The organism is Duganella sp. GW822-FHT06D06 (assembly GCF_058799615.1).
In genome coordinates this window covers 270,809-284,018 of record NZ_JBXALQ010000003.1, presented here as the reverse complement: position 1 = coordinate 284,018, position 13,210 = coordinate 270,809, and the positions used below count along the sequence as shown (strand labels likewise).

The 13,210-nt window shown below is 62.6% G+C and carries 8 protein-coding genes; 7 read left to right on the top strand and 1 reads right to left on the bottom strand.

All coding sequences use genetic code 11. From position 1 onward, the window contains the following. The first annotated feature begins 32 nt into the window (after positions 1 to 32). Positions 33 to 2,144, top strand: a complete 2,112-nt coding sequence (gene fusA / locus AC1RMD_RS07385) for an elongation factor G (protein ID WP_492925156.1) — start codon at positions 33 to 35, stop codon at positions 2,142 to 2,144. A gap of 97 nt (positions 2,145 to 2,241) precedes the next feature. Here fusA and AC1RMD_RS07380 read toward each other — a convergent pair whose 3' ends face one another. Beyond that, on the bottom strand, positions 2,242 to 2,730 hold the full coding sequence (locus AC1RMD_RS07380) for a hypothetical protein (RefSeq protein WP_492925154.1): 489 nt from the start codon (positions 2,728 to 2,730) through the stop codon (positions 2,242 to 2,244). 128 nt (positions 2,731 to 2,858) lie between these two features. Here AC1RMD_RS07380 and AC1RMD_RS07375 point away from each other — a divergent pair, with 128 nt between their 5' ends. The 6 genes from AC1RMD_RS07375 to AC1RMD_RS07350 all read left to right on the top strand — a co-directional run bounded on the left by AC1RMD_RS07375 (position 2,859) and on the right by AC1RMD_RS07350 (position 13,136). Further along, complete coding sequence (locus AC1RMD_RS07375; protein ID WP_492925152.1) at positions 2,859 to 3,668, top strand: M48 family metallopeptidase; 810 nt, start codon at positions 2,859 to 2,861, stop codon at positions 3,666 to 3,668. A gap of 342 nt (positions 3,669 to 4,010) precedes the next feature. Beyond that, the gene (locus tag AC1RMD_RS07370; RefSeq protein ID WP_492925150.1) at positions 4,011 to 5,681 is read left to right on the top strand and encodes a PAS domain-containing protein; all 1,671 of its coding nucleotides are present in this window, start codon (positions 4,011 to 4,013) and stop codon (positions 5,679 to 5,681) included. After that, positions 5,678 to 7,012, top strand: coding sequence for a sensor histidine kinase (locus tag AC1RMD_RS07365; protein WP_492925148.1), 1,335 nt, complete (start codon positions 5,678 to 5,680; stop codon positions 7,010 to 7,012). The genes AC1RMD_RS07370 and AC1RMD_RS07365 overlap by 4 nt, the downstream gene beginning before the upstream one ends. 3 nt (positions 7,013 to 7,015) lie before the next feature. Next, positions 7,016 to 8,566: a sensor histidine kinase gene (locus AC1RMD_RS07360; protein WP_492925146.1), complete on the top strand. Its 1,551-nt coding sequence runs from the start codon at positions 7,016 to 7,018 to the stop codon at positions 8,564 to 8,566. Beyond that, the gene (locus AC1RMD_RS07355) at positions 8,563 to 9,588 is read left to right on the top strand and encodes a GGDEF domain-containing response regulator (protein WP_492925144.1); all 1,026 of its coding nucleotides are present in this window, start codon (positions 8,563 to 8,565) and stop codon (positions 9,586 to 9,588) included. The genes AC1RMD_RS07360 and AC1RMD_RS07355 overlap by 4 nt, the downstream gene beginning before the upstream one ends. Continuing rightward, positions 9,585 to 13,136 carry an EAL domain-containing protein gene (locus tag AC1RMD_RS07350; protein ID WP_492925142.1) on the top strand — a complete coding sequence of 1,184 codons (3,552 nt, stop codon included), beginning with the start codon at positions 9,585 to 9,587 and terminating at the stop codon, positions 13,134 to 13,136. The genes AC1RMD_RS07355 and AC1RMD_RS07350 overlap by 4 nt, the downstream gene beginning before the upstream one ends. Positions 13,137 to 13,210 lie beyond the last annotated feature (74 nt).

Sequence of the window (13,210 nt, the reverse complement as noted above, 5' to 3'; positions counted from 1 at the left end):
TCCTGCATTCACATTGCATCAAGGAGAGAATGATGACCCGCAAGACCCCCATCGAGCGTTACCGCAACATTGGCATCAGCGCCCACATCGACGCTGGCAAGACCACGACCACGGAGCGCATCCTGTTTTATACCGGCGTCAATCACAAAATCGGCGAGGTGCACAATGGCGCCGCGACGATGGACTGGATGGAGCAGGAGCAGGAACGCGGGATCACCATCACCTCCGCCGCCACCACCGCCTTCTGGAAAGGCATGGCGGGCAATTTCGCCGAGCACCGCATCAACATCATCGATACGCCCGGCCACGTCGACTTCACCATCGAGGTGGAGCGCTCCATGCGCGTGCTGGACGGCGCCGTCATGGTGTACGACGCCGTGGGCGGCGTGCAGCCGCAATCCGAGACGGTCTGGCGCCAGGCCAACAAATACGCCGTGCCGCGCATCGCCTTCATCAACAAGATGGACCGCGTCGGCGCCGACTTCTTCCGCGTGCGCGAGCAGATCGCCGCGCGGCTGAAGGGCGTCGCCATTCCGATCCAGATTCCGCTGGGCGCCGAGGACAATTTCCACGGCGTGGTGGACCTGGTCAAGATGCGCGCGATTAACTGGGACGACGAAAGCCTGGGCGTCAAGTTCAGCTACGAGGACATCCCCGCGCACCTGCAGGCGCTGGCGCAGGAGTGGCACGACAAGATGGTCGAGGCCGCCGCCGAAGGTTCGCCCGAGCTGCTGGAAAAATACCTGGACGGCGGCGTGCTGAGCGAAGATGAGATCAAGGCCGGACTGCGCCAGCGCACCATCCGCAACGAGATCGTGCCCATGCTGGCCGGCAGCGCCTTCAAGAACCGCGGCGTGCAGGCGATGCTGGACGCGGTGGTCGAGTATCTGCCATCGCCGCTGGACGTGCCGGCCATCGCCGGGCATGACGAGGATGACAATCCGATCGAGCGTCATCCCAGCGACAGCGATCCGTTCTCGGCGCTGGCGTTCAAGATCATGACCGATCCCTTCGTCGGCCAGCTGACCTTCTTCCGCGTGTATTCGGGCGTGGTCAATTCCGGCGACACGGTCTACAACCCGACCAAGAGCCAGAAGGAGCGCCTGGGCCGCATCCTGCAGATGCACGCCAACGAGCGCAAGGAGATCAAGGAAGTCTACGCCGGCGACATCGCGGCGGCGGTGGGCCTGAAGGGCGTGACCACCGGCGACACACTGAGCTCGCCGGAGCATGTGATCGTGCTGGAAAAGATGATCTTCCCGGAGCCGGTGATCTCGCAGGCGGTCGAGCCGAAGACCAAGGTCGACCAGGAAAAGATGGGCATCGCCCTGAACCGGTTGGCGCAGGAAGACCCGTCGTTCCGCGTGCACACCGACGAGGAATCGGGCCAGACCATCATGTCCGGCATGGGCGAGCTGCACCTGGAGATCCTGGTGGACCGCATGCGGCGCGAGTTCGGCGTCGAAGCGACGGTGGGCAAGCCGCAGGTGGCGTATCGCGAAACCATCCAGAAGATGGCCAGCGATATCGAAGGCAAGTTCGTCAAGCAGTCCGGCGGACGCGGGCAGTACGGCCACGTGGTGCTGACCTTGGAGCCGATGGAGCCGGGCAAGGGTTATCTGTTCGTCGACGCCATCAAGGGCGGCGTGGTGCCGCGCGAGTTCATCCCCGCGGTCGACAAGGGCGTGCAGGAGACCTTGCGCAGCGGCGTGCTGGCCGGTTATCCGGTGGTTGACGTCAAGGTGACGCTGACCTTCGGCTCCTACCACGACGTCGACTCGAACGAGAACGCCTTCCGCATGGCCGGTTCGATGGCCTTCAAGGACGGCATGAAGCGCGCCGATCCAGTGCTGCTGGAGCCGATGATGCAGGTGGAAGTGGAGACGCCGGAAGAGTTCATGGGCAACGCCATGGGCGATCTGACGGCGCGGCGCGGCATGGTGCAGGGCATGGACGAGATTCCTGGCGGCGGCGGCAAGATCATCCGCGCGCTGGTGCCGCTGGCCGAGATGTTCGGCTACTCCACCACGCTACGTTCGCTGACGCAGGGCCGGGCGACGTACACGATGGAGTTCAAGCACTACGCCGCCGTGCCGAAGCACATCCTGGACCACATCGCGACCTCGTCCAAGGCACGCCACTAGCCCACCCCGGGGTCAGGTCTGACAATCGGACACGAGCTCGACCGTAATGACGTTCTACGGCCGAGCTCGTGTCCGAATGTCAGACCTGACCCCGGGTTTATTCGAAGACCTTCAGCTTGAGCTGGACGGAAATGGCGCCGTAGAGCCGGTCCTTGTAGGTCGGCACGATGGCGACATTGACGCCCACGCTCTTGTATTCGAAGCTGGCGGTCGGGATGGCCGCCAGGAACCAGCCGCCGTCGCGCATCTTGGGATAGCCGCTAAAGGCTCCCGCCACCGCACCCAGGCGCACCGGGCCGATCTTCCACGGCTGGTAGTACACGCCCACATAATTCGAATAGCCGCGGTCGCTGTTGTAGAAGCGGCCCGCCGTCGCCGATGCCACCGTCGAAAAACGGTACTCGGCGCCCAGGCCGGGATTGCTGTCGTTCAGGCCTTTGTCGCGCTGGAAGTGGCGGGAGTAGAAACCGCCGTTCAGCCACACTTCCTTCAGCGGCGCCGGTTCGATGGTTTCGAAGGTGTCGGCCGCGGCCGCGCCGGACAGGCCGGCCAGCAGCGCGCCGGCAATACGTAAACTTTTGATCATCCGAAGCTTTCTTCGTCATGTGAGGACGTTGGATTATAGCGAAGGATTGCGTCCTCCTTGATCTGGATTAGACGGGAAATATTTTCCTTGTGGAAAATAAGAGCTCCACGTCCAACAGGGAGTCCTTCATGAAACGCTACACCGCAACGGCCTGCACCCTGGCCATCACGCTGGCGCTGGCCGCCTGCGCCTCCACCACCAAACCCGGCGTCGTCGGCGCCCAGCGCCAACAATTGATGCTGGTGTCGGCCGATACGGTCGAGAAAATGGCGCTGGTGAACTACACCCAGCAAAACCAGCAGGCGAAGGCGGCCGGCCGCCTGGTCACCGGCGGCGCCGAATACGATCGCCTGGCCCGCATCGCCAAGCGGCTGGAAAAACAGGTGGGCGCCTTCCGCGACGACGCCGCCAAGTGGAACTGGCAATTGGTGCTGATCGACGCGCCCATCCTCAACGCCTCGTGCGCGCCGGGCGGCAAGATCACTTTCTACAGCGGCCTGGTGCGCCAGCTGAAACTGAGCGACGATGAGATCGCCGTCATCATGGGACACGAGGTGGCGCACGCCTTGCGCGAGCACGGCCGCGAGCGGGTGTCGAAAGCCTATGCGCAGAACGCCCTGAGCCAGGCGGCGCTGATGGCCGCGCCCAACAGTCCGGCGCAGGTCGAGGCCGCCAACCAGGTGGCGCACTATCTGTACGTGTTGCCGAACTCGCGGCAGAACGAATCGGAAGCCGACGGCATGGGCCTGGAACTGGCGGCCCGCGCCGGCTACAACCCGAACGCGGCGATCTCGGTCTGGAACAAGATGGCGGCCGCCAACAAGGGCAAGGCGCCGGCCGAATTCCTGTCCACGCATCCGTCCGACCAGACTCGCATCACCGACCTGAGCGCGTTGATGCCCAAGGTGGCGCCGCTGTACCAAGCGGCGCGGCGCTAATCGCGGACGGCGCGTCGACGTTTCTGTGTCAGATCAAGTTTGTGCCGTTGCCGGTGCATAGGCCGCATCGGCAGTCGCGCACTGGACGACGCAGGTTCTAGACGCGGCCTTAGTTCGTGTGGCGCGGAGTTGCGGAGTTGCGATAAATTAAACTAATCGGTGGACCACCGGAATTGCTGCGAGTACACTGCAATGAGCAACCGCACCATATTCCAGCTGGCCTAGTGACTTGTGAATGAGTATTGACTTGCCTATCTCGTCCCGCTGGACGTCATGCGCCCCGTTGAATAGAGAGTCGCGAAACGGGTTCCGTATCCTCAGCCCTTACGAGAAAGTACAGTTATGTCCTCGCACAGCAAGCCGGCTTCCGGCAGCGAAGGTCCGATGGCGAGCGCCAGCGAACAATCGGAATTTTTGCAGAATATATTGGAGTCGTCGACCGAATATTCCATTATCGGCAAGGACTTGAAGGGCAAGATCCAACTGTGGAACGCCGGCGCGCGTAGGCTGTATGGATACGAGCCGGAGGATGTCATCGGCAAGGCCTACTCGTCGATGCTGCACACGCCCGAAGATATCGCCGCCGGCCGCCCCGAGCAGATCATGACGGCGGCCATGGAGAATGGCAAGTGGGAAGGCACCTTGACGCGCGTGCGAAACAACGGCAGCCGCTTCACGGCGCGGGTGGTCATCACGCCACGTCGCGACAGCTCGGGCAAGGCGATAGGCTATCTGCTGATCTCGAAGGATATTTCCGATGAAATTCGCCTGACCGAAGAGCTCAGGGCCACGCAATTCTATGCCCGCAGCCTGATCGAGGCTTCGCTCGATCCGCTGGTCACCATCAGCCCGGAAGGCAAGATCACCGACGTCAACGAAGGTTCGATCAAGGTCACCGGCGTGCCGCGCGAAAAACTGATCGGCACCGACTTTTCCGATTACTTCACCGAACCGGACAAGGCCCGCGAAGGCTATCAGCAAGTGTTTTCCCGCGGCGCGGTCACCGACTACCCGCTGACCATCCGGCACAAAGATGGCCGCCTCATCGACGTGCTGTACAACGCCTCCGTGTACAAGGATGCGCAGGGCAACGTGCTGGGCGTGTTTGCCGCCGCGCGCGACGTGACGGCGCAAAAGCAAGCCTCGCAATATGCGCGCAGCCTGATTGAAGCCTCGCTCGATCCGCTGGTCACCATCAGCCCGGAAGGCAAGATCACCGACGTCAACGAAGGCTCGATCAAGGTCACCGGGGTGCCGCGCGGGAAGCTGATCGGCACCGACTTTTCCGACTACTTCACCGAGCCGGCCAGGGCCCGCGAGGGCTACGAGCAAGTGTTCGCCGAAGGCTATGTCACCGACTATCCGCTGACCATACGGGGCAAGGACGGCAGCCTGACGGACGTGCTCTATAACGCGTCCGTGTACAAGGATGCGCGCGGCAACGTGCTGGGCGTGTTTGCCGCAGCCCGCGACGTCACCGCGCAGAAGCAGGCGTCGCAATATGCCCGTAGCCTGATCGAGGCCTCGCTCGATCCGCTGGTGACCATCAGTGCCGAGGGCAAGATCACCGACGTCAACGCGGCGTCCGCGGAAATCACCGGACTGGCGCGCGAAAAGCTGATCGGCACCGATTTCTCCGACTACTTCACCGAACCGGAAAAAGCGCGCGAGGGCTACAAGCAAGTGTTCGACAAGGGCCTGGTCTCGAACTATCCGCTGACCATACGCCATCGCGACAGCAAACTCACCGACGTGCTGTACAACGCTTCAGTCTACAAGGACACGCGCGGCAATGTGCTGGGGGTGTTCGCCGCCGCGCGCGATGTGACGGCGCAAAAAAAAGCCGAGGCCGAAGTCGCCGAGCAACGCACCAAGGAATTGGAGCGGCTGGCCGAGCTCGAACGTTTTCAACGCCTGACGGTCGGACGCGAACTCAAGATGATCGAGCTGAAGAAGGAGATTGAGGAACACAAAAGGGCGATCGGCCAGCTGAGAACCGTGGAAGGAAGATGATGCCGATGCCAGACATCGCGGCATACAGGCGTGACCCGGACCAGCAGTTCAGCCAGGAGGAATATGCCCGGGCAGTCCTCAACATCCTCGACGATGCGGCCGAAGAACGCGCGCGCCTGCACGAAGCCCAGCGCGCGGTGCTCAATATCCTGGAGGACGCCGCCGAGGAAAGGAGCCTGCTGGAACTGACCCAAAAGGCGGTGCTGAATATCCTGGACGATTCCGACGACGAAAAAATTCGTCTGGAGGAAATGCAGAAGGCCGTCCTGAATATCCTCGATGACCTGGCCGGCGAAATGGAGGAACGCACCCATCTGGAAGAACGTTTTCGCTCCCTGCTGGAGACCGCCCCGGACGCGATCGTCATCGTCAACGATGCGGGCCGGATCGTGCTGGTGAATGCGCAAACCGAGACCCTGTTCGGCTATGCGCGCCAGGAACTGCTGGGTTCGACAATCGAGGTGCTGTTGCCAGAACGCTTCAGAGGCAAGCATCCGCGCCACCGCATGGGATTTACCACCGAACCACGGGTCCGTCCGATGGGCGCCGATCTCGAGCTGTATGGACGGCGCAAGGACGGTACCGAGTTTCCAACCGAAATCCTGTTGAGCCCGGTGGTGACCGACGAAGGCGCGCTGGTGTCGGCGGCCATCCGCGATGTCACCCGTACCAAGGAGATCGAACACCAGATTCGCGCCTCGCTGAAGGAAAAGGAGGCGCTGCTGCAGGAGATCCACCACCGGGTCAAGAACAATCTGCAAATCATCGCCAGCCTGCTGTCGCTGCAATCGGGCTATATCAGCGACCCGCATACCTTGCGGCAGTTCCAGGACAGTCAGGGACGCATCCGGTCGATGGCCCTGATCCATGAAAAGCTCTACCAGTCGGAGACGCTGGCGGCGGTGGACCTGGCGGACTATGTGCGCTCGCTAACAGGAATCTTGATGCGCTCCTATACCGCCAACGCCCACGTCCACCTGGAATGCCAGACCGATGCGGCGATGGTCAGCATCGACACCGCAGTGCCGCTGGGACTGATGCTCAACGAATTGGTGACCAATGCGCTGAAGTACGCTTTCCCGGACGATCGGCGCGGTTGCCTGACGGTGACCCTGCGCGCCGTGGCGGACGGCGAGCTGGCGCTCATGGTGCACGACGACGGCATCGGCATGCCGGCCGATTTTCAGCTCGATCAAGCGAGCTCGTTGGGCTTGCGGCTGGTCCGCATGTTCGCCAAACAGTTGCGGGCCGCTATTTCGATGCGCTCGGAACCCGGCCATACCTCGTTCGATATCCACGTCAAGGAGTCGGTGCTCAAGTCACCGTCATAAACTATGCAAGCTGCACAGAACAAAATTCGGGTCCTGGTCGTGGAGGATGAGATCGTCGTGTCGGAAGATCTTCAGCAGCGCCTGCGGGCGCTGGGCTACGAGGTGACGGGCGCGGCCGATACCGGCGCCGAGGCGATACGGCTGGCTATCCTGACGATACCCGACGTGGCGCTGATGGACATTATGTTGCACGGCAAGGCCGAGGGCATCGAGGCGGCCGAGTATTTGCGGGAACAGTTGGACTTGCCGGTCATCTTCCTGACCGCGCACAGCGACGCCGCCACCTTGCAGCGCGCGCGCCTGACCGATCCCGCCGGCTACATCGTCAAGCCCTTCGACGATGCGCAACTACGCGTGGCCCTGGACATGGCGCCGGCCCGGCACGAGATGGAGCGCAAGGCGCGCCGCGTGGCGCGCTGGCTCACCGCGACGCTGACCAGCATCGGCGATGCGGTGGTCGCCACCAATACCAGGGCCGAGATTATCCTGATCAATCCGGCGGCGGAAAAGTTGACCGGCTGGAGCCAGGCGGAAGCGGCCGGCAAGCCGTTTGCCGAGGTGGTGCGCTTGGTGAACCAAGTCAGCCGGACGCCGCTCGAAGATCCCGCCACGCGCGCGCTGCGCCAGGGACTGACGATACGCATTGATCCCCATACCTTGTTGCTGACCCGTTCGGGCGCAGAACGGTTTGTGGACGACAGTGCCTCGCCCATCGTCGACGAGAGCGGCACGATACTGGGCGCGGTGGTCGTTCTGGTTGATTCGACCGACCGGCTGGCCACGCAGAGCCGGGTGCAGGCCTTGGCGCGCCAGGTGGAGAACCTGCTGGCCGACCAGGAGCGCAACGCCACGACCACTGCCGAGCTGGAGGCGTTCGCCGCCGCGGTGAGCCACGATTTGCGCGGGCCATTGAACGCCATTGCCGGCTTTTCCTATCTGCTCTCCCAGCAGCACCGCAAGCATCTCGATTCGAGCGGGCAGCGTTTCCTTGATCATGTGCAGAAAAATGCGCGGGAAATGATCAACATGACGGACGGCTATCTGCGTTTTCTCGGCCTGAGTCGAGGACAGGAACTGGTGCTGAGCGAGGTCGACGTGTACGAGCTGGTGCAAGACATATTCCGTAGCCTGACCGCGCGATCGGATACGCGGCCGGTCCAGTTCTGCTGCGCGCCATTGCCGATGATCGTCGGCGACGATGTCATGCTGCGGCAGGTGTTCGTCAATTTGCTGGGCAATGCCATCAAGTATACGTCCAGGCAGGAGCAGCCCGCGATCGCGGTGGGGGCCACGACGGAGGGCGAGGGCGCGGCGGCCAGGCATACCTTTTTTGTGCGGGACAATGGTGTCGGCTTCGACGCGTCCGGCGCCGAGAAACTGTTCGAGCCATTCCAACGCTTCCACAGCGTGGCCGATTTTCCCGGGACGGGGGTGGGCCTGTCGATCGTCAAGCGGATAGTCGAACACCATGGGGGCGCGCTGTGGGCGGAGAGCCAGGCGGGGAACGGCGCCACTTTCTTTTTGACGTTGACGGCGCGCGCCGGCATGAAATGAGCGCCACCATGCGCCCCGCCCGACTGTTGATTGTTGAAGACCAGGCCGTTATCGCGGCCGATCTGGACGCCAGCCTGACGCGCTGTGGCTACCAGGTGTGCGGCTTGGCGGCGTCCGGCCCCGAGGCCTTGCAGATGACGCATCGCTACCGGCCGGACCTGGTGCTGATGGATATACGCTTGCAAGGTTCGATGGACGGTATCCAGACCGCCGAGAAGCTGCGCCGCGAACTCGACACCGGGGTGATTTTCCTGTCGGCCCATACCGATGGCGCGACCATGCAAAGGGCCAAATTGGCGACGCCCTACGGTTTTCTGGTGAAGCCGTTCGATGAGCGGGAAGTGCAGATCAATGTCGAGGTGGCGCTGCACAAGCGCCAGGTCGAGCGTCAGCTGGCCGATGCCAACCTGGAAATTCACCGGCTGAACAACAGTCTGACGCAGCAGATGGCGGAGCGCACGAGCAAACTGGCGCTGACCCTCGATAAACTAAAGAAGGCCGAACATGACGCGTATTACGACATGCTGACCGGGCTGGCGAATCGCGCCCATTTCATCGAGCAATTGCATCAGCAGCTGGAAATCTGCAACCGCAACTGTGGTTGCCTGGCCTTGCTCTACCTGGATATCGACGGCTTTAAGGGCGTCAACGACACGCTGGGCCATCTGGCGGGCGATGCTTTGCTGTGCGCGGTGGCGACGCGGATGGAACGCAATATCCGCCGCGCCGATCTCGTCGCCCGGCTGGGGGGCGACGAGTTTGTCGTGATGCTGGTGCAATCGGACTTGAGACAGGCCAAGCTGGTCGCCGATAAGCTGGTGGCGACGCTGTCGCGGCCCTATCGGCTGGCCCGGCGCACGGTCAGTGTTTCGGCCAGCATCGGCGTGGCGTCCTACCCGGAGACGGGCGATTCCGGCGCCGGGCTGCTGGCACGGGCCGACATCGCCTTGTACGAGGCCAAACGGGCGGGCAAGCGCTGCGCCGTGGCGGCCACCCCGGGCAACGCGAGGATCGCGCCATGATACTGACCTCGCTGCTGATCGTAGAGGACCAGGCCGTCATCGCCGCCGACCTGGAGGCGAAGCTGACCCGCCGCGGCTACCAGGTATGCGGCATTGCCGCCAGCGGCGAGGAGGCGCTGGAGCTGGCCCGCCTCCATCATCCCGGCCTGGCGTTGATGGACATACGGTTGCAGGGAACCATGGATGGCATCCAGACCGCCGAGATCCTGCGGCGCGAACTGGACGTGCCGGTGATCTTTCTCAGCGCCTATTCGGACGAGCTGACGCTGCAGCGCGTCAAGGCGACCCAGCCCTACGCCTTCCTGATCAAACCCTACGACGAACAGGAACTGCAATTCAACATCGAGATGGCGGTCAGAAAGCACGCGGACGAGTCGCATCCGACGGCGGACGAGCGCCAGATCAGCATCTTGATCGTCGAGGACGAGGCGGTGATCGCGGAAAATCTCAAGGGCGGCCTGACGCAAAACGGCTACCTGGTGTGCGGCATCGCCGCCAGCGGCGAAGAGGCGCTGGAGCTGGCGCGTCAGCACCAGCCGGACCTGGTGTTGATGGACATCCGGCTGCAAGGGGCGATGGACGGCATCGAGGCGGCCGCCATCCTGAAGCGCGAACTCGACATCCCGGTCATCTTTGTCAGCGCCCATTCGGATAGCCAGACGCTGCAACGCGCCACCGAAAGCACCCCCTATGCATTTCTGCTCAAGCCGTATGATGACCGTGAATTGCAACTCAATATAGAGGTGGCTGTCCACAAGCACGCAGGCGAACGGCAACTGGCCGTCGCGCACCAGGAAATCAAGCGCATCAACGCTACGCTGGAACTGCGCGTTACGGAACGTACCGCGGCGTTGGCGGCGGCCTTGGCGGAAATCCAACGCGAAGGGCTTGAGCGCATGGGCATGCTGGAGGATCTGCAAAAGAGCGAGGTCCGCTTCCGTCAATTGGCGGAGAACATACCGCAGGTCTTCTTTCTGACCGACTTATGCGAAAGTCGTTTGTTCTACGTTAGCCTGGCCTACGAAGAAATATGGGGCCGCAGTTGCGCCAGCCTGTATGAACAGCCAGGCTCATGGATCGAGGCGGTCCATCCGGACGACCGGGCGGCGCTACTGCAAAGTGCGCCCGAGCGGGCGGCGAGCGGCCGCTTCGACCTGACCTACCGCATCCTGCGCCCGGACGGCGCGTTGCGCTGGATACGCGCGCGCGGCTTTCCGATCGCCGACAGCAGCGGGCAGATCGTGCGCATCGCCGGCATCGCCGACGATATCACCGTTCACGTGGAACAGGAACGCCGTATCGCCCGCCTGGGGCGCATCGCGCTGGTATTGTCCAGTGTGAATTCTGCCATCGTGCGCATCCGCGATCGCGACGCCTTATTCAGTGAAGTATGCCGGATCGCCGTCGACGAGGGCGCCTATGCCATGGCCTTTATCGGGATGATGGATGCCGTCACGCAGGACGGAACGGTGGTGGCCTCGCGTGGCATGCCCGCCGGCTATGTCGACAAGATCCGGTTGACGGCGCGCGCCGGCACGCCCGACAGCGACCGCCCGGCGTGCGTCGCGGTAAGGGAACGGCGCACCGTCATTTGCAACGACGTGCGGGAGGAGCCATCCTTGACGCCATTGCGGGAAGACTTGGTGCGACACGGCCTGCTAGCGGTGGCCGCGCTGCCGCTGATGTTGGACCAGTGCGCCGCAGGCGTGCTGGTATTGTTCGGCGGCGAAGTCGGACTGTTCGACCCGGAAGAATTGAAACTGCTTAACGAGGTGGCGGGCGACATCGCGTTCGGCCTGGACTTTATCGCCAAGGCGGAGCAACTGAACTACATCGCTTATTTTGATCTGTTGACCGGCTTGCCCAACAAGATGTTGTTCCATGAGCGCTTGGCACAGTGCCTCAGCGACGCCCACGCCAGCGTCGGCAAGATCGGGGTCGTCGTGATCGACCTGGTCCGCTTTTCGCAGTTAAACGATGTTTATGGCCGCCATGTGGGCGACGCCATACTGCGCGAAGTGGCGGCCAGGATCAGGGCGGCGCTGAGCGAATCGGGGCGCCTGGCCCGGATTGCCGGCGACATGTTTGCCATATTCATACCGGAGGTACGCGAAGCGGTGGATGTGGTGGAACTGTACGAACAGCAGCTGGTCAAGGTGCTGGAGCAGCCATTCAGCATCCTCAACAAGTCGATCCACCTGACCATCCGGGCCGGCATCGCCGTCTATCCGCAAGACGGCCAGGACGCCGAGAGCTTGCTCAAGCACGCCGAAGCCGCGCTGAAGAGAGCGAAATCGTCCAACGAACGCTACCTCTACTATTCGACGCAGATGAATGCCACGATCGCGCTGCGGCTGCAGCTGGAACACGATTTGCGTGAGGCCATTAGCGCACAACAATTCCTGCTGTATTACCAGCCGCGGGTGGATCTGATCAGCGGACGCATCGTCAGCGCCGAGGCGCTGATACGGTGGCAGCATCCGGATGAAGGCCTGGTTTCCCCGTTCCACTTCATCCCGCTGGCGGAAGAAACCGGGTTGATCCTGCCGATCGGTGCGTGGGTGATTGACGCCGTGTGCGAACAGCAGGCGGACTGGCGCCGGCGCCACGTCAAGATCGTACCGGTGGCGGTGAATTTGTCGGCGGTCCAGTTCAAGAAGCGGCAGGCGCTGTCGACGATAGTCGAGGCCTTGCGACGCAGCGGACTGGAGCGCGAGTATCTCGAATTTGAGCTGACCGAATCGATACTGATGGATGATCCGGACGAAGCCGCGGCCAGCCTGACGGCCTTGAAAGCGATCGGCGGTGCGCTGGCGCTGGACGATTTCGGCACCGGCTATTCCTCGCTGGCGTATCTGAAGCGCTTTCAATTCGACATAGTCAAGATCGACCGCGCGTTCGTGACGGAGATTACCCGCAGCAGGGAGGACGCGGCCATCGCCACCGCCGTCATCGCCATGGCCCATAACCTCAATATGCTGGTGGTGGCCGAGGGGGTTGAAACTGAGGCGCAGTTAAAGTTTCTGCGCAGGCTGAGGTGCGACGAAATCCAGGGCTATTTCTTTAGCCCGCCAGTACCGGCGCATGAGTTCGAGCAAATGCTGCGCAGCGACCGCCGCCTGGCGCTGGAGCGGGAGGTTTCCGGCCGGGCCGATACGCTGCTGCTGGTGGACGACGAGCCCAATATCCTGTCGGCGCTGAAGCGCTTGTTGCGCCAGGATAGTTACCATATCCTGACGGCGTCCAACGGCGCTGAGGCATTGGAGCTGCTGGCGCTCAATGCCGTGCAGGTGGTCGTGACCGACCAGCGCATGCATGGCATGTCCGGCACCGAGTTCCTGTCCATCGTCAAGAGCATGTATCCCGATACCGTACGCCTGATCCTGACCGGCTACACGGACCTGGCAACCGTGACCGAGAGCGTCAACCGGGGCGAGATCTTTAAATTCATACCCAAGCCATGGCATGACCAGGATCTGCGCGAACTGATACGCGCCGCGTTTCGACACTACCGTCCACGCTTTCTTGCCGGCGACGAACAGGCCTAGCGGCTGGCATGAGCAATATGGATCTCGGCGTCGAGTGGGAAACTGTTTCCCGTATTTATGGACTAGTTCGCCGT